Source organism: Streptomyces sp. NPDC023157, from assembly GCF_055560575.1.
In genome coordinates this window covers 657,393-674,200 of the sequence record NZ_JBVHIL010000001.1, presented here as the reverse complement: position 1 = coordinate 674,200, position 16,808 = coordinate 657,393, and the positions used below count along the sequence as shown (strand labels likewise).

Below are 16,808 nucleotides of genomic sequence, written 5' to 3'. Positions count from 1 at the left end.
CCATCATCCCGCCTTCCTCAGTAAGGGTCAATGGCGGGCTGGGGGTATTAGCCGCCGGTCCCGCCGGTCTCGTCGGCAGCGTCGCTCTCGTCGCGGGCCCAGGCCGAGGCCGGTTCCGCCGCCGTCTCGCGGAGCAGTGCCAGGAAGGCGGTCGCCGCGACCGTCGGCGTCGGCGGGGTCGCCGCGCAGATCCGCCGCTGCGGCGCGTCGTCCGGATGGAGCGTCACCAGCGCCACGTCCCGCCGCACCGAGGCCGCCGCGAGCGCCGGTACGAGGGTGATGCCGAGGCCCGCGGCGACCGCGCCCAGCTTGGCGATCCAGTCATGGGCGACGAGCCCCGTGCGCGGCCGGAGCCCGGCGGCGACGGCGGGCCGGAACAGGGTGTCCTCCAGGCGCTCGTTGCCGACGATCCACTCCTCGTCGACCAGCTCCGCGAGCCGCACCGCCCGCCGGCCCGCGTACGGATGCCCGCGCCCCAGCGCCACCAGCATCGGCTCGTCCAGCAGGTGATGGAGCGTCACTCCCTCCGGCGGTGGCCCCTCCGCCGCCGGACTGACCACCGCCAGGTCCTCCTCCCCGGCGGCGACGAGCGCCAGGTGCTTGACCGAGGGCCCCTCGACCCGGGTCACCACGACCCCCGGGTGCCGCTCCCGGAAGGCGGCCTGCGCCCGGGGGACGAGGGCGGCGCCCGCGCTGGAGAAGGCGCCGAGCCGCAGCAGCCCGCCGTCCAGGGTGCGCAGCGCGGCCAGTTCGGTGCGGGCGACGGCCAGCCGGTCCCGGACCGCCTCGGCGTGCGGCAGCAGCACCCGGCCGGCCTCGCTGAGCCGCACCCCGCGCGGCAGCCGCTCGAACAGGGCGGCGCCCGTCTCGTCCTCCAGGGCCTGGATCTGGCGGGAGACGGCGGACTGGGTGTAGCCGAGGGTGCGGGCGGCGGCGGTGAAGGAGCCGTGGTCGGCGACGGCGAGGAACACCTCGTACAAGCCGGGCAAGCCATGAGTGGGAGGCATGGCAGCCATGCTAGACATTCGCTTGTCGCATGCCCGCACCCCGCCTAGCGTCGAGCCCATGAACACCACGGACACCCCGGACACCCCGGACGCCACCGACGTCGGCACCGCCCCCACCCGGCAGAAGATCGCCTTCCTCGGCCTCGGCTCCATGGGCCTGCCCATGGCCCGCCGCCTCCTCGACGCCGGGTACCCCCTGACCGTCTGGAACCGCACCCCCGCCAAGGCCGACGGGCTCGTCGCCGCCGGAGCCGTGCGGGCCGCCGGGCCCGCCGAGGCGGTGGCCGGCGCGGATGTCGTCGTCACGATGCTGGCCGACCCGGCCGCCGCGCTCGCCGTCGCCGACGCGATCGTCCCGGCGCTGCGCCCCGGCACGTACTGGGTCGACACCTCGACCGTCGGCCCCGACACCGTCCGCACCCTCGCCGGGCGGCTGCCCGAGGGCGTCACCCTGATCGACGCGCCGGTCATGGGCAGCGTCGACCGGGCGGCGACGGGCGAGCTGCTGATCCTGGCGGGCGGCGACACCGGCCCCGTCGCGGAGCTGCTCGGCCTGCTCGGCGCCGTCACCGCGTGCGGCGGTCCGGGCGCCGGGGCCGCTCTCAAGCTGGTCCTCATCAACGCCGCCATCGGCGGGGTCGCCCTGGTCGCCGAGTCACTGGCCCTCGCCGACGCGCTCGGTGTGCCCCGCGACCTGGCCCTGCGCACCCTCGCCGAGGGGCCCCTCGCGGGCGCCGTCGCCCGGGGCGGCGCGGTCGGTTCGCACTTCCCGGTCGCGCTGGCCGCGAAGGACGTGGCCCTGGCGACCGGGGCGGCGGAGCTGCCGGTCCTCGGGGCCGTCCACGCCGCCCTGACCCGCGACCCGGCCCTCGCGGGCGAGGACCTGGCCGCGATCACCCGCTGATCAGGAGCCGGCGGCCACCGCCAGGATCGCCCGCACCTGGGCGATGATGTCCAGCCGGTTGCGGACGAACTCGGGGTCGGTGACCGTCCCGGTCGCCGGGTCCGCGTTGGCGGCGCCGAACTGGAGCACCGGTGTGTGCACATGGCCGCCGGGCAGTCCGGTGAGGCCGAGCCGGTCGCACAGCAGGGTGGCGCGGTAGGCGATCTCGTTGGAGAGGTAGTCCCCGCCGCCGCCCGCACGGGCCCGCGAGCCCGGTGTGGGGCCGTCGGGACGGACCACGGGGGTGTCCGTCCCGGCCGGGACCTCGGTCACCGAGGTGTTGTCGCGGACGGGGAAGCGCCCGGTGGCCGCCGCCGTGATCGCCGCGTACGGGAGGGTCGTCGAGGTCCACTGGGGCTGCGCGGTCGGATCGTCCACCGGCACCGTGCCGGTCCTGGACAGGTTCTCGTTGTCCGGGAAGCCGCCGCGCCAGGCGCCGTTGGTGCGCTCGATGTCGAAGTGGCCGGGGCGGCCCTGGCTCACCGTGGTGAACAGGTCGACCTCGGGCAGGTGCTGGCGCAGCGTCCGTTCGACCGTGCCGTCAGCGAAGTCCTCCCAGCGCACCGGGAAGACGGCCGTCTCGATCCGGGCGAGGGAGCCGTCGGCGGTGCGCAGCCAGGTGCCGTCCAGGGCGAGCGCGGTGGCCCCGGAGGGGTTGCTGATCCGTACGTCCCGGTCGAGCGCGAGCGAAGCGAGATGGGGGTCCCCCCGGCCTAAGGCTGGGGGAGGGTCGAAGCCGGTCAGCAGGATGCGCTTGACGCCCTTGCCCGCCGGGTAGCGGATGGTGTCCTGGCCGCGCGAGGTGCGCTCCAGCCGGTCCAGGAGCCGGGCCCGGCCCTCGTCGGTGACGCCGAACTCCGGCTGCCAGCCGCGTAGTTCGCGGGTGAGGGCGAGTCGCGCCCAGTACAGCGGCCGGTCGTCGTCCCGTGTGAGGTCGCCGCGCGTCCGTACGGCGGTGGCGGGCCGCCGGAAGTATCGCTTCCCTCCCTCGGCTCCCGCTACGACGCCCTCACGTGTCCGTCACGCCGTCCGCTTCGAGTCCTCCTTGAGGAGTGCCAGGAAGTCGCGGAAGGACGCCGCCATGTCGACCGCGTCCGGGTCCAGGAGCCACTGGTACTGGAGGCCGTCCATGACGGCGGTGAGCAGCGGCGCCACCCGCTCCGGGGTGAGCCCGCCGGGGAGTTCGTCGCCGTACTCGGCGCGCAGGACCTCGGCCATGTTCTCCCGCACCTGCGTGTAGCGCTCGGTGAAGAAGGCCCGGGCCGGGTGGTCCTCGGTGACGCTCTCGCCGAGCAGCGCGGAGAAGGTCTGCACGATGCCGGGCCGCATCGCGTTGTACTCCACGAGCGACTCCATGAGGTCGAGTCGCCAGCGCTCGCGCTCCCGGCCGCCGCTGGTGTCCCAGCGGTCGCGCTCCTCCAGGACGGCGACGAGCAGCGCCTCCTTGGTGGGGAAGTAGTGCAGCAGTCCCTGCTGGGTGAGCCCGACCCGCTCGGCGACCGCGCCGAGGGCGGCGCCCCGGTAGCCCCGCTCGGCGATCACTTCGAGTGCGGCGCGGACGATCTCCGCCCGCCGCTCCTCGCTCCTGGCTCGCGCCACTGCCCCGTCCCCCTTCCGTAGGTCCCTGACAGGAGGACCGTACGGCATGCCGTACACACCACCGTTGATAACGAAATGCTAACGTAACCTACCGATCTACAGGTAGTCGAGTCACCATGGCGGCATCAGCACTTCAACGAGGAGGTAGGCCGTGCCGGAGACGAACGCGGACACCCTGCGCGAAGAGGCCGTCGAGGCGGCCCTGGCCAAGCTGGACCTGGACGCCAAGACCCGGCTGCTCGCCGGTCAGGACATGTGGTCCCTCCCGGCACTGCCCGAGATCGGCCTGGCCTCCCTGGTCATGTCCGACGGACCGATCGGCGTCCGCGGCGTCCGCTGGACCGCCGACGACCCGTCCGTCGCCCTGCCCTCCCCGACCGCGCTCGCCGCCACCTGGGACCCGGCGCTCGCCCGGCGGGCCGGCCGGCTGCTCGCCCAGGAGGCCCGCCGCAAGGGCGTCCACGTCCTCCTCGCGCCCACCGTCAACCTGCACCGCACGCCCCTCGGCGGACGCCACTTCGAGGCGTACAGCGAGGACCCGTACCTCACCGGCGCCATCGGCACCGGCTACGTCCAGGGCGTCCAGGACGGCGGCGTCGGCACCACCGTCAAGCACTACGTCGGCAACGACGCGGAGACCGACCGCTTCACCGTCGACAACAAGATCGCCCCGCGCCCGCTCCGCGAGCTCTACCTCGCGCCCTTCGAGGCCATCGTCAGGAACGCCCACCCCTGGGGCATCATGACCGCCTACAACCGGGTCAACGGCACGACGATGACCGAGCACCGCCACCTCGTCAACGAGGTCCTGCGCGGCGAGTGGGGCTTCGACGGCTACAACGTCTCCGACTGGATGGCCGCCCGCGACACCAAGGGCGACATCGAGGGCGGCCTCGACGTCGCCATGCCCGGCCCGCACACCGTCTACGGCGAGGCGCTCGCCGCCGCCGTGCGCACCGGCGACGTCGAGGAGTCCGCCGTCGACGCCGCCGTCCGCAACGTGCTGCGGCTCGCCGCCCGCGTCGGCGCCCTCGAAGGCGCCCCGGCCGTCGTCACCGAGCCGCCCGCCGCGATCGACGGCGACGCCCTCGCCCGCGAGATCGCCCGCCGCGGCTTCGTCCTCGTCCGCAACGAGAACGGCGCCCTGCCGCTCAGGCCCGGCAGCGTCGCCCTCTCCGGCGCCGCCGCCCGCGACGCCCGCGTCCTCGGCGGCGGCTCGGCCCAGGTCTTCCCCGACCACACCGTCTCCCCGCTCGACGGCCTCACCGCCGCGCTCCCCGAGGGCGCGCTCACCTTCTCCGTCGGCGCCGACCCCAGCGAGGAACTCGCCCCCGCCGACCAGGGCTTCACCCTCCGCGCGGTCTGCCGCGACGCCGACGGCACCGTCCTCGGCGAGGGCACCCTGCCCAACGGCCAGGTCCAGTGGATCGGCGATGACCTCCCGGCCGGCGTCACCCACGAGGCCCTCGCCTCCATCGAGGTCATCGGCAGCTTCACGCCCCGCGAGACCGGCGAGCACTCCTTCGGCACCCGCGGCCTCGGCGCCTTCGTCCTCACCGTCGCCGGGGAGGCCCTCTTCGACGGCGTCCAGTCCATGGGCCCCGAAACCGACCCCTTCGAGGCCTTCTTCGGCTCGCCCGTCGAGCGCGGCCGGGTCGTCCTCACCGCCGGCGAGACCGTCGAGGTGTCCCTGCTGCACACCCTGGAGAAGGAGTTCGCGGCCCCGCTCCCGGCCGTCATGTTCTCCTTCGTCCACCTCGGTCCGCGCCGTGACCCCGACGAACTGATCGCCGAAGCCGTCGAGGCGGCCCGCGCCGCCGACACCGCCGTCGTGGTCGTCGCCACCACCGAGCGCGTCGAGTCCGAGGGCTTCGACCGCAAGGACCTCGCCCTCCCCGGCCGCCAGGACGACCTCGTCCGGGCCGTCGCCGCCGCCAACCCGAACACCGTGGTCGTCGTCAACGCCGGCTCCCCGGTCGAGATGCCCTGGCGCGAGGAGGTCGCCGCGGTCCTGCTCAGCTGGTTCCCCGGCCAGGAGGGCGGCGCCGCGCTCGCCGACGTCCTCACCGGCGCCGAGGAGCCCGGCGGCCGGCTCCCCACCACCTGGCCCGTCGCCCTGGCCGACGTACCCGTCACCGAGGTCACCCCTACCGACGGCGAACTCCACTACGAGGAAGGCGTGTTCATCGGCTACCGCGCCTGGGACAAGGCCGGCGCCACCCCCGCGTACCCCTTCGGTCACGGCCTCGGCTACACCACCTGGACGTACGAATCCCTCACCGTCACCCCGGACAGCGCCACCGTCCGCCTCACCAACACCGGTGAGCGCACCGGCCGCGAGACCGTCCAGCTCTACCTCGCGCCCGTCACCGACACCGTGGAGCGCCCGGCCCGCTGGCTGGCCGCCTTCGCGAGCGTCGAGGCCGCCCCGGGCGAGACCGTCGAGACGACCGTCGAACTGCCGCGCCGCGCCTTCGAGATCTGGGACGAGCAGCGGAACGACTGGACCCTCGTCACCGGCCGATACGAGGTGCTCGCCGCGCACTCGCTGGCCGACGCCCGCCTGACCGCGACCCTGGAGCTCTGACCTCCGCGGTCCCTGTGACCGGCCCCGGGACGGAACCTGACTCCCGCCCCGGGGCCCACCGCCGTCCCGTACGCCCCGGGGGATTCCCGCCGGTCGGGCCGTACGCCCCCAGGGGTGTCCCGCCGGTCGGGCCGGGCCCGCCGCCGTCCCGCCCGCCCTACCGCGCGCTGATCCGCCGGTACGCGATCTCCGCGAGCCGCGCCTGCCCGTCCCGGCTCGGATGGAACCAGTCCCACGGGCTCAGCTGCCCGCCCTCGAAGCGGAAGCCGAACACGGCCCCGCCGTCGTAGCGGCAGCGCGCGTCCTTCGCGCACACCTCCTGGAGGACCCCGTTGTACGCGACCACCCGGTCCCGCACCCGGTTCCTGCGCTCCTCCGCCGCCGGGCCCAGGTCCTCCGGGTCCGCCAGCATCGCGCCGCAGACGCCCAGGCTCCACACCTGACGGCCCATCGGGCTGACCCGGCCCGTCGCCCACAGGCGCTTCAGGTCCGGCAGGCTCGCCACGTACACCTGCGCCTTCGGTGCCCCGGACCGCAGCCGGCCGAGCGCCGCCGTGAACGAGGCGCGGAACTCCTCGACCGGGGTCATCAGCTCGGGCCGCTCCCGGCAGGCGTCGTTGGCGCCCATCATGACCGTGACCAGCTCGGGGCGTTCGGCCGCCGCCGCGGCCATCTGTTCCGGCAGCTCCGCCATCCGCGCCCCGGTGCGCGCCAGGTTCCAGCTCCGGCCGGCCACGCCCTCGGGCCCGAGCAGCCGCAGCGCCAGGCTGTCGACGCCCGCGTCGGTGCCGGTCGCCCAGGACGCCTCGGGGCAGTCCGCCAGGACTGTACAGGCGTCGAAGGCGCGGGTGATGGAGTCCCCGACGGCGGCCACGGAGCCGGGGGAGGGGTCCCACGGGGGCGTCGGCTTCGGGGTCGGCTTCGGCTTCGGCGCGGCGGCGGCCGGGCGCCCGGCGTCGGCCGGGCCGTCGGCGGAGCAGCCCGGCAGCACCGCGACGCACAGCAGCGCGACCGCGGCGGCGGTGGTACGGATTCGACGTCGCCCGCGCATCCCCGGGGCCCCTCCTCGGCGTCCTCGCGAGTGAATGCTTCGTGTCCACCCGCCCTTGACCGACCGTACGTCACCCCGATGCGGGCGCGGCACGGTAGCTTTTCCCCGTCGAACCAGAGGCGCCTCCGCCGAATGGGTCCGGTAAATTACATCACGTCACTTGCTGTCCCCTTTTTGGGGGTTTGCGAAGATCTACTCCCGATGTGTTTACTGAGGCCGCTGGGCAAGGTGAACCTCGTCCCACACTGGAGGTCCCGGTGACGACACGTGGAGTCCTGTACGTACACTCCGCACCGCGTGCGCTCTGCCCGCACGTCGAATGGGCGGTCGCGGGTGTCCTCGGTGCGAGGGTCCAGCTCGACTGGATCCGTCAGCCGGCGTCGCCCGGCACCTGGAGAGCCGAGTTCTCCTGGAAGGGGCGGACCGGCACCGCCTCCACGCTCGCCTCCGCCCTGCGCGGCTGGCAGATGCTCCGCTTCGAGGTGACCGCGGAGCCCAGCCCGAACGCCGAGGGCGAGCGCTACAGCGCCACCCCCGCGCTGGGCATCTTCCACGCCGTCACCGGCATCCACGGCGACATCCTCGTCCCCGAGGACCGTCTGCGCGCCGCCCTGGCCCGCGCGGCCCAGGGCGAGACGGTGCTCGAAGCGGAGATCGCCCGGCTCCTCGGCAAACCCTGGGACGACGAGCTGGAGCCCTTCCGCTACGCGGGCGAAGGAGCTCCGGTGCGCTGGCTGCACCAGGTGGTCTGACCTCTCGACGCGCCCTCGCGCCGCTCGGCGCCGGGGCGCCTCACGGGCTCCGGCACGCCGCGCCGGACCCCGCCGTCGGCTCGTCAGCTCGTCGGGTCGTCGCCGTCCCCCGGTGGCCCCACGTCGAAGGCCCCTGCCGGAACGTCCCGGCAGGGGCCTTCAGTACGTCGTGACGGCCGGTCAGACCGAACGGAACGCCAGCACCACGTTGTGGCCGCCGAACCCGAACGAGTTGTTGATCGCGGCGATCGAGCCCTGCGGCAGCTCGCGCGGCTCGTTCAGGACGATGTCGGCCTCGACCTCGGGGTCGAGGTCGGTGACGTTGATCGTCGGCGGGGCCAGCCGGTGGTGGAGGGCCAGGACCGTCGCGACGGTCTCGATGCCGCCGGCACCGCCCAGGAGGTGACCCGTCATCGACTTGGTCGCGGAGATCGCGACGTGGTCCAGGTCGTCGCCCAGGACCCGGCGCAGCGCCTTGATCTCGGCGACGTCGCCCTGCGGGGTCGACGTGGCGTGGGCGTTGAGGTGGACGACCTCGGACGGCTTCAGGTCCGTCGAGTCGAGGAGGTTCTGCATCGCGGCGGCGATGCCCCGGCCGGTCGGCTCGGGCTGCGCGATGTGGTGGCTGTCGGCCGACAGGCCCTGCCCCAGCACCTCGCAGTAGATCTTCGCGCCGCGCGCCTTCGCGTGCTCCTCGGACTCCAGCACGACCACGCCGGCGCCCTCGCCCAGGACGAAGCCGTCCCGGCCCTTGTCGTAGGGGCGCGAGGCCTGCTGGGGCTCGTCGTTGTTCTTGGACATCGCCATCATGTTGGCGAAGGCCGCGATCGGCAGCGGGTGGATCGCCGCCTCGGTGCCGCCCGCGACGACCACGTCGGCACGGCCGGTACGGATCATCTCGACGGCGTAGCCGATCGCCTCGGCGCCCGACGCGCACGCGGAGACCGGGGTGTGCACGCCCGCGCGGGCGTTCACCTCCAGGCCGACGTTGGCGGAGGGGCTGTTGGGCATCAGCATCGGCACGGTGTGCGGGGAGACGCGGCGGACGCCGGACTCCTTCAGCACGTCGTACTGGTCGAGCAGGGTCGTGACACCGCCGATGCCGGAGGCGATGACGGAACCGAGCCGCTCGGGCACGATCTTCTCGTCCTCACCGGCGGGCGCGGTGTAGCCCGCGTCGGCCCACGCCTCGCGGGCCGCGATCAGCGCGAACTGCGCCGAGCGGTCCAGCTTGCGGGCCAGCGGGCGGGGCAGGACCTCGGACGGCTCCACCGCGACGCGCGCGGCGATCCGTACGGGCAGCTCCTCGAAGCGCTCGCCCTCCAGGGGCTTCACGCCGGAGCGACCGGCCAGAAGGCCCTCCCAGGTGGAAGCGGAGTCGCCACCCAGCGGAGTGGTTGCGCCGATACCGGTGACGACCACGGTGCGATTGGTCGAGCTCACAGGAATTCTTTCTCCATGTGTGTGATGGTCGAAAAACGGCGCCACCGCTGGGTGGCGAACCGGGTCAGCTAGGCCCGAATCAGGCCTGGTGCTTCAGGATGTACGAGGTGGCGTCGCCGACCGTCTTGAGGTTCTTGACGTCCTCGTCGGGGATCTTGACGTCGAAGCGCTCTTCGGCGGCCACGACGACCTCGACCATGGACAGGGAGTCGACGTCCAGGTCGTCGGTGAAGGACTTGTCGATCTCGACGTCCTCGACCGGGATGCCGGCGATCTCGTTGACGATCTCGGCGAGACCCTTGACGATCTCTTCCTGGGTGGCGGCCATGGTGGCGCTCCTTCTGGTGTGTGCTGAGAAAAAAGAGAGGCTTCCGGAAATCCGGAGTGCCTAGGGGAGAGTAACGACCGTCGCGGCGAAGACGAGACCCGCCCCGAAGCCGATGATGAGCGCCGTGTCGCCGCTCTTGGCCTTGCCGGTCGCCAGGAGCCGCTCCATCGCGAGCGGAATCGAGGCGGCCGAGGTGTTGCCGGTGGTCTCCACGTCACGGGCGACCGTGACGTGCTCCGGCAGCTTGAGGGTCTTCACCATCGAGTCGATGATCCGCATGTTGGCCTGGTGCGGGATGAAGACGTCCAGGTCGTCCGCCGAGATTCCGGCGGCGTCCAGCGCCTGCTGGGCGACCTTCGCCATCTCGAAGACGGCCCAGCGGAAGACCGCCTGGCCCTCCTGCGTGATGGCCGGGAACTTGATGTCGCCCTGCTCGTTGAGGGGCAGCTTCGACACGTCGCCGACGTGGAACTCGTTCCACGGCACCGTCTGCTTGATCGTCTCGGACTTGTCGCCCTCCGAACCCCACACCGTGGGGCCGATGTGCGGCTCGTCCGAGGGGCCGACGACCACGGCACCGGCGCCGTCGCCGAACAGGAAGGCCGTCGCGCGGTCCTCCAGATCCGTCAGGTCGCTCAGCCGCTCCACGCCGATCACCAGCACGTACTCGGCCGAACCCTCGACGATCATGCCCTTGGCGAGGGTGAGGCCGTAGCCGAAGCCCGCGCAGCCGGCGGAGATGTCGAACGCGGCCGGCTTGCCGGCGCCGATCTTGTCGGCGATCTCGGTCGCCACCGCCGGGGTCTGCTTGAAGTGCGACACCGTGGAGACGACGACCGCGCCGATCTGCTCGGGAGAGATCCCGGCGTCCGCGATGGCCTTGCCCGAGGCCTCCACCGACATCGCGGTGACGGTCTCCTGGGGGGACGCCCAGTGGCGGGTGGCGATGCCGGAGCGCGAGCGGATCCACTCGTCGGAGGAGTCGATCTTCTCCAGGATCACCTCGTTGGGCACCACACGCGTCGGGCGGTAGCCGCCGACGCCGAGGATGCGCGCGTACGGGGCGCCCTTGCTGGGCTTGATCTTCGCCATGCTTCTCGACACTCCTTGTCAGGCCGTGGCCGTCGTCGCTGCGAGCGTGCGGGCCGCGTCGAGGTCGTCGGGGGTCTTCAGGGCCACGGTGGGGACACCGGGCAGGGCGCGCTTGGCGAGGCCGGTCAGGGTGCCGCCGGGGCACACCTCGATCAGGCCGGTGACGCCGAGTTCCTTGAAGGTCTCCATGCACAGGTCCCAGCGGACCGGGTTGGCGACCTGGCCGACCAGGCGGGCGATGACCTCGCCGCCGCCGGTCACGACCTGGCCGTCCTTGTTGGAGACGTAGCGCACGGCCGGGTCGGCCGGGGACAGCTCCTGGGCGGCGGCGGCCAGCTTCTCCACGGCCGGGGCCATGTGGTGCGTGTGGAACGCGCCGGCGACCTGGAGCGCGACGACCCGGCGGACGCCCTCGGGCTTGTCCTCGGCCAGGGCGGCCAGCTGCTCCAGGGTGCCGGCGGCCACGATCTGGCCGGCGCCGTTGACGTTGGCCGGGGTCAGGCCCAGCTTCTCCAGGTGCGGGACGGTCACCTCGGGGTCGCCGCCGAGCAGCGCCGACATGCCGGTCTTGGTGATCGCGGCGGCCTCGGCCATCGCCAGACCACGGGTGCGTACGAGACGCAGCGCGGCGGTGTCGTCGAGGACGCCCGCGAAGGCGGCGGCGGTGAACTCGCCGACGCTGTGACCGGCGACGGCGCCGGGCGTCACGTCACCGAGGGCGGCGGCGGACAGCAGGCCGGCCGCGACCAGCAGCGGCTGGGCCACGGCGGTGTCGCGGATCTCGTCCGCGTCGGCCTTCGTGCCGTAGTGGGCAAGGTCGAGCCCGATGGCGTCGGACCAGGCCGCGACGCGGTCGGCGGCACCGGGGAGTTCGAGCCAGGGAGTCAGGAAGCCGGGCGTCTGGGCGCCTTGGCCGGGAGCGACGAGTACGAGCACCCTCACACTCTCTCTTGGGGACGGTCCCGGACGCCCGTGGGGACAAGGACGAAGAACCGTCGGGGGAATTGTTGGTGTTCGACAAAAGTCTAGGACTGCGTCTCCGCGTCGGCCAAGCGCCCGAGGATCAGCGCGATCCGCAGGGTGAACGCGGAGCGGACGTCGGAGGGTGACCAGCCGGTGACGTCGGTCACACGTCGGAGCCGGTAGCGCACGGTGTTCGGGTGGACGAACAACATCCGCGCCGCGCCTTCCAGGCTGCTCGCCTGCTCCAGATAGACACTGAGTGTTTCGAGCAGCGCCGAGCCCGCTTCCTCCAGCGGTCTGTAGATCTCCTCCACCAGCTGGTCGCGGGCCGAAGGGTCGGAGGCGATGGCCCGCTCCGGCAGGAGATCGTCCGCGAGGACCGGCCGCGGGGCGTCCTGCCAGGCCGTGCACGCCTTGAGGCCGGCGGCGGCGGCCTGCGCGGACCGGGTCGCGGCCAGCAGGTCGGGCACGACGGGCCCGGCGACGACGGCACCGGCCGCGTACGGCCCGATCAGCGCCTTCGCGACGGCCAGCGGGTTGTCGTTGCCGCCCGCGATGACCACGAGCCGGTCCCCGAGGACCCCCGTGAGCACCTGGAGCTTGGCGTGCCGGGCGGCCCGGCGGATCGCCTCGACGGTCAGCTCGCTGTCCCCGTCGGGCGCCGTCCCCAGCACCACGCACACGTTCTCCGGCGAGTTCCAGCCGAGCGCGGCGGCCCGGGACACGGCCCCCTCGTCGGCCTCCCCGGACAGCACCGCGTTGACGACCAGCGACTCCAGCCGGGCGTCCCACGCGCCCCGGGCCTCGGCGGCCTGCGCGTACACCTGGGCGGTGGCGAAGGCGATCTCCCGCGCGTAGACGAGCAGCGCCTCCCGCAGCACGCGCTCGTCGCCCGGGGCGGCGACCTCGTCGATCGCCACCTCCATGACCTCGATCGTCGTACGGACCATCTCGACGGTCTGGCGCAGCGTGATCGCCCGGGTCAGCTCGCGCGGCGCCGTGCCGAAGACGTCGGTGGAGATCGCCTGCGGGGTCTCCGGGTGCCGGAACCACTCGGTGAACGCCGCGATGCCGGCCTGGGCGACCAGACCGATCCACGACCGGTTCTCGGGCGGCATCGCCCGGTACCACGGCAGCGTCTCGTCCATGCGGGCAATGGCGTTGGCGGCGAGCCGCCCGGAGGACTGTTCGAGGCGCTTCAGAGTCGCGGCATGCGGGTGAGGGGCGTTCACGGGTTCAGACACGGGGACAAGACTGCCCTATGTCGGGGAGTCGGCTGGCACGGACCGGCCCGAGTCAACAAAGCCGCAGGTCACAGCCGTGGTTCTGCCGGCCGATCCGGCCGCTTCGCCGTCCCGTGCCGGCTCGGCCGCATCACCGGGGCTGTGGAGATCCTCCAGCGCCGGAAACCCGTGACGTGGTCACCACGTGCCCGGTCGGGGCGGTTTCGCGGACGCCCGCCGCACCGCCGCCGCTACCGTGAACCCGTGATACGCATCCAGCGCGCCGGGGAGCGGTACCCCGGAGGTGACCCCGAGGCCGGGATCGACACCCGGCACGCCCTCTCCTTCGGCCGTTTCTACGACCCCGACAACCTCCGCTTCGGCGCGCTGCTCGCCTGCAACGAGGAGCGCCTCGCGCCCGGCGCCGGCTTCGACGAGCACCCGCACAGCCACACCGAGATCGTCACCTGGGTCGTCGAGGGCGAGCTGACCCACCGCGACTCGGCCGGCCACGCGACCGTGGTCCGCCCCGGCGACCTCCAGCACCTGAGCGCCGCCGAGGGCGTCCGGCACGTGGAGCGCAACGACGGCCCCACCCCACTGACCTTCGTCCAGATGTGGCTGGCCCCCCAGACCCCCGGCGGCGACCCCGCGTACGACGTGGTCCGAGGCATCGCCGACGCCACCCCGTACGCCCTCCCGGCGGCGGGCGCGATGCTGCACGTGCGGCGCCTGGAGGCGGGCGAACGCTCGGCCGTCCCGGACGCCGCCTTCGTGTACGTCCACGTGGTGCGCGGCACGGTCCGGCTGGCGGGGGAGGAGCTCAGCGCGGGCGACGCGGCCCGCGTCACCGGGGCGGCGGGCCTGGCCCTGCTCGCGACCGGCGACGCGGAGGTGCTGCTGTGGGAGATGGCGTCCTAGCGGACGCCGTCCACGAAGGTCTGCCAGGCGGCGGCGTGGACCATCAGGACCGGGCCGGTGGGGTTCTTGCTGTCACGGACCGGGACGACACCAGGGTGGCCGTCGGTGACCTCGACGCAGTCGCCGCCGTTGGTCCCGCTGTACGACGACTTCCGCCACTGGGCGCCGGTCAGGTCAGGACGGTTCTCCATAGCGTTCCTCCATCACACGGGCGATGAGTGCCGCCGAGTCCTCGGGGGAGAGGGCCGTGGCTTGCAGCCGAGCGTAGCTGACTGAACGCTCCTTGATCACCGCCGGATTGGCGGTCATATGCCCCTGGTCGTAGCTCTCCACGTAGAACAGGTCGGGGTCGTCGTCGAACCGCAGCAGGTTGAACGACCCCATCATTCCCGTGTGTTCTCCGACGGAGAACGGGAGGATCTGGATCTGCACCCACGGGTTGTCGCGGTACTCCAGCAGCCGGGCCAGCTGCCCGCGCATGACCTCGCGTCCGCCGACCTCCTGGTACAGCGCGGCCTCGCTCAGGATGACCCAGAGCGCCGGCGGATCGTCGCGCTGAAGGATCCGTTGGCGTTCCATTCGGGCCGCCACCATCTCGTCGACCATGTCCGGGTAGTCGACGGCGAGGAGCGCCGCCGCGTACTCCTTGGTCTGCAACAGTCCGTACACCAGCTGCGACTGGAAGGTCGAGATGTACGTGGCTCGGGCTTCCATGTCCGCATACGGCTGGAACCAGTTCGGCAACTGACTGCGCAGCACCAGCCCGATGAGCCGGCTGAACAGCCCGCCCGTGCCCAGTGCCGCGTCCAGCCGTTCGGAGAACTCGCGGGTGGGGATCTTCTTCGCGCACTCGACCTGCCCGATCAGCGAGCCCGAGCAGAAGATGATGTCGCCCAACTGCCGCTGTCTGAGACCGTGCGCCTCACGTAAGCGGCGCAGTTCCCAGCCGTAGTAGTCCAGGGGGGAGGCGCTGGGGTCGAGTTGCTGGATGTTCGCCATCGCGGGTACCTCCGGCTTGCGACGTGCACGGCGTATCGACTCGCTGTGTCGCCGAGCGTATCCAGCGGGTCGCGGGCCGGAGGCGGGAATCCCGTACGGCCACCCTTGTGGGTGACTTCGGGCCGGCCCTCGCTGATACACGGCTGAGCGGTTGCCGTGATGTGCCTGAGGCACGGTCGCGATCCCCCGGAGGCTCCCCGCGTTCAAGATCATGGCCACGCGGAACGGCCGGTGCTGTTCCTCCGTACATGCCCGCCCGGCCTCATGCCCGGCGGCGTAACGAACGGGAGTCACACGTGCGCAAGTGGATGAGCCGAAGGACGGCCGCCGTCCTGACGACGGGGGCCGTGGCGATCACGAGTCTGGTCACCGCCTTGCCGGCGCAGGCCATTGTCGGGGGTGACGAGTCCACCGAGCCGTATTCGTTCATGGTCTCGCTCCAGTACGATTCTCCCCGCCCGGACGGACACCGGTGCGGGGCCGTGCTCATCGCTCCGCAGTGGGCGGTGACCGCGGCGCACTGCACCAACACACCGACGGGCTCGAAGGCGGGTGTTCCCCGCGGCTGGAAGGTCCGCGTCGGGTCGCCGGACGTCACCGACGGCGGCGAGGTCGCCGAGGTCGACACGTTCTACCGGCGCATAGCCAAGTACGACCCGCCGGGCGAGGACATCGCGTTGCTGCACCTGCGCAACCCGGTGCGGGCCAAGCCCGTACGCCTGTCCGCGACCACGCCCGCCGTGGGGACGCCCGTCCGCATCCTCGGCTGGGGCCAGACTTCGGATACCTGCGAGGAATTCGACGACACCGCGTGCTTCCCCAGCAGACTGCGCGAAGCCGACACCGAGGTCGTGCCGCTCCAGGAGTGCTGGGACGACGGCGACGCCACTCCGCCCTTGTGCGTCGGCCGCGCCGATGTCGGGCCGGGGACGACGGACTCCGGAGGGCCTGCCCTGGTGCGCGAGGGCGGCGAGTGGGTGCTGGCGGGAACGGTCATCGGTCCCGGCATCAGGAACGCCAACCGTCCCACCATGTACACCGATGTCGCGAAGAACTCCGCCTGGATCAACGGCATCGTGAACGGTACCGATGTGCCGCCGCTCGACCCGATCCCGAACGTTGAGGGCGCGGCCAAGGTGGGCGACTGTCTGGGTTCCGTGGTGCGTCCCCCCACCGCGCGCCCCCAGGACCCGGCGATGGCGCTGACCAACGGCCACTGCGTGCCGAGCGGCCGGCCCGCGCCGGGGACGGCGTTGGTGGACCGGCCCGCCGATCTGACGAGCCCGGTCACCATCAACGACTCCGCCGGCTACACCCGGACCACCGCCCGCGCGACCCGGCTGGTGTACGCGACGATGACGGGCACCGACATCGCGCTGTACCGGCTGGACAAGACCTACGCGCAGTTGGCCAAGGAGGGCGCGAAGGTCTTCCGGTTGTCCACCACGCCGATGCGCAAGGGTGACCGGCTCTCCATGGCCTACAACTCCCACCGTCTGCCGTGCACGGTGGAGGCCGTGGTGCCGCACCTGCGGGAGGACGGCTACCAGCAGGACCGCGCGGTGCGCTACGCCACCAGCGACAGCTGCGTCAGCAGGCCCGGCCACTCCGGCAGCGCACTGCTGGCGTCCGACGGGGAGACCGTCGTGGGCATCAACAACACCCACAACCGTGACGGTGAGCAGTGCACCAACAACAACCCCTGCGAGGTCGGCCGGGACGGATCCGTGACCGCGGTGCAGGGCCGCAGCTACGGCCAGCAGGTCCATCAGATCGCCGCCTGCCTCACCGCGGGCTCGCGATGGAAGCCGACCCGCCCGGGCTGCGCGCTGCCCGGTGCCGCAGAGGGACCGCGCTAGGCCGCGGACGCGCCGACGGGACGGGCGAGTCGACGCCCGGG

15 protein-coding genes and 1 pseudogene are annotated in these 16,808 nt (G+C 72.7%); 5 read left to right on the top strand and 11 right to left on the bottom strand.

Features of this window, described 5'->3' with window-relative positions; all coding sequences use genetic code 11:
• Window positions 1-47: 47 nt before the first annotated feature.
• Window positions 48-1,016, bottom strand: a complete 969-nt coding sequence (locus ACZ3ZE_RS03185; protein ID WP_442303843.1) for a LysR family transcriptional regulator — start codon at window positions 1,014-1,016, stop codon at window positions 48-50.
• Between the two features lie 49 nt (window positions 1,017-1,065).
• On the opposite strand from ACZ3ZE_RS03185, the gene ACZ3ZE_RS03180 reads away from it, so the two are divergent.
• Window positions 1,066-1,911: an NAD(P)-dependent oxidoreductase gene (locus tag ACZ3ZE_RS03180; protein ID WP_467257142.1), complete on the top strand. Its 846-nt coding sequence runs from the start codon at window positions 1,066-1,068 to the stop codon at window positions 1,909-1,911.
• Here ACZ3ZE_RS03180 and ACZ3ZE_RS03175 read toward each other — a convergent pair.
• A pseudogene (locus tag ACZ3ZE_RS03175) lies at window positions 1,912-2,892 on the bottom strand (pyroglutamyl-peptidase I); the annotation flags it as partial.
• A gap of 78 nt (window positions 2,893-2,970) precedes the next feature.
• Window positions 2,971-3,549, bottom strand: a complete 579-nt coding sequence (locus tag ACZ3ZE_RS03170) for a TetR/AcrR family transcriptional regulator (protein ID WP_361163470.1) — start codon at window positions 3,547-3,549, stop codon at window positions 2,971-2,973.
• 151 nt (window positions 3,550-3,700) lie between these two features.
• On the opposite strand from ACZ3ZE_RS03170, the gene ACZ3ZE_RS03165 reads away from it, so the two are divergent.
• Window positions 3,701-6,136, top strand: a complete 2,436-nt coding sequence (locus ACZ3ZE_RS03165; protein WP_467257141.1) for a beta-glucosidase — start codon at window positions 3,701-3,703, stop codon at window positions 6,134-6,136.
• 157 nt (window positions 6,137-6,293) lie between these two features.
• On the opposite strand, the gene ACZ3ZE_RS03160 is transcribed toward ACZ3ZE_RS03165, so the two are convergent.
• Window positions 6,294-7,187, bottom strand: coding sequence for an SGNH/GDSL hydrolase family protein (locus tag ACZ3ZE_RS03160; protein ID WP_361624138.1), 894 nt, complete (start codon window positions 7,185-7,187; stop codon window positions 6,294-6,296).
• A 257-nt stretch (window positions 7,188-7,444) separates the two neighbouring features.
• Here ACZ3ZE_RS03160 and ACZ3ZE_RS03155 point away from each other — a divergent pair, with 257 nt between their 5' ends.
• On the top strand, window positions 7,445-7,939 hold the full coding sequence (locus ACZ3ZE_RS03155) for a DUF3145 domain-containing protein (RefSeq protein WP_361163476.1): 495 nt from the start codon (window positions 7,445-7,447) through the stop codon (window positions 7,937-7,939).
• Window positions 7,940-8,119: 180 nt separating this feature from the next.
• Here the strand turns inward: ACZ3ZE_RS03155 and fabF are convergent, their stop codons facing one another.
• The 5 genes from fabF to ACZ3ZE_RS03130 form a co-directional block, all read right to left on the bottom strand.
• On the bottom strand, window positions 8,120-9,382 hold the full coding sequence (fabF, locus tag ACZ3ZE_RS03150) for a beta-ketoacyl-ACP synthase II (RefSeq protein ID WP_361163478.1): 1,263 nt from the start codon (window positions 9,380-9,382) through the stop codon (window positions 8,120-8,122).
• 79 nt (window positions 9,383-9,461) lie between these two features.
• Window positions 9,462-9,710 (bottom strand): acyl carrier protein, encoded by a 249-nt coding sequence (locus tag ACZ3ZE_RS03145; protein ID WP_361163480.1) that lies wholly within the window; start codon window positions 9,708-9,710, stop codon window positions 9,462-9,464.
• Between the two features lie 60 nt (window positions 9,711-9,770).
• Window positions 9,771-10,802: a ketoacyl-ACP synthase III gene (locus tag ACZ3ZE_RS03140; RefSeq protein WP_361163482.1), complete on the bottom strand. Its 1,032-nt coding sequence runs from the start codon at window positions 10,800-10,802 to the stop codon at window positions 9,771-9,773.
• 18 nt (window positions 10,803-10,820) lie between these two features.
• Window positions 10,821-11,738 (bottom strand): ACP S-malonyltransferase, encoded by a 918-nt coding sequence (locus ACZ3ZE_RS03135; RefSeq protein WP_467257139.1) that lies wholly within the window; start codon window positions 11,736-11,738, stop codon window positions 10,821-10,823.
• 89 nt (window positions 11,739-11,827) lie between these two features.
• Complete coding sequence (locus tag ACZ3ZE_RS03130) at window positions 11,828-13,009, bottom strand: PucR family transcriptional regulator (RefSeq protein WP_329420319.1); 1,182 nt, start codon at window positions 13,007-13,009, stop codon at window positions 11,828-11,830.
• Window positions 13,010-13,255: 246 nt separating this feature from the next.
• Here ACZ3ZE_RS03130 and ACZ3ZE_RS03125 point away from each other — a divergent pair, with 246 nt between their 5' ends.
• A complete protein-coding gene (locus ACZ3ZE_RS03125; RefSeq protein ID WP_361164680.1) occupies window positions 13,256-13,909 on the top strand; it encodes a pirin family protein in 654 nt (217 codons plus the stop codon).
• Here ACZ3ZE_RS03125 and ACZ3ZE_RS03120 read toward each other — a convergent pair.
• Window positions 13,906-14,100, bottom strand: coding sequence for a DUF397 domain-containing protein (locus tag ACZ3ZE_RS03120; protein ID WP_361163486.1), 195 nt, complete (start codon window positions 14,098-14,100; stop codon window positions 13,906-13,908). The two genes, ACZ3ZE_RS03125 and ACZ3ZE_RS03120, sit on opposite strands and share 4 nt — an antisense overlap.
• A complete protein-coding gene (locus ACZ3ZE_RS03115; protein WP_361163488.1) occupies window positions 14,084-14,908 on the bottom strand; it encodes a helix-turn-helix domain-containing protein in 825 nt (274 codons plus the stop codon). The genes ACZ3ZE_RS03120 and ACZ3ZE_RS03115 overlap by 17 nt, the downstream gene beginning before the upstream one ends.
• Window positions 14,909-15,255: 347 nt before the next feature.
• Between ACZ3ZE_RS03115 and ACZ3ZE_RS03110 the strand changes: the two genes are divergently transcribed.
• A complete protein-coding gene (locus ACZ3ZE_RS03110; RefSeq protein ID WP_361163490.1) occupies window positions 15,256-16,767 on the top strand; it encodes a trypsin-like serine protease in 1,512 nt (503 codons plus the stop codon).
• Window positions 16,768-16,808 lie beyond the last annotated feature (41 nt).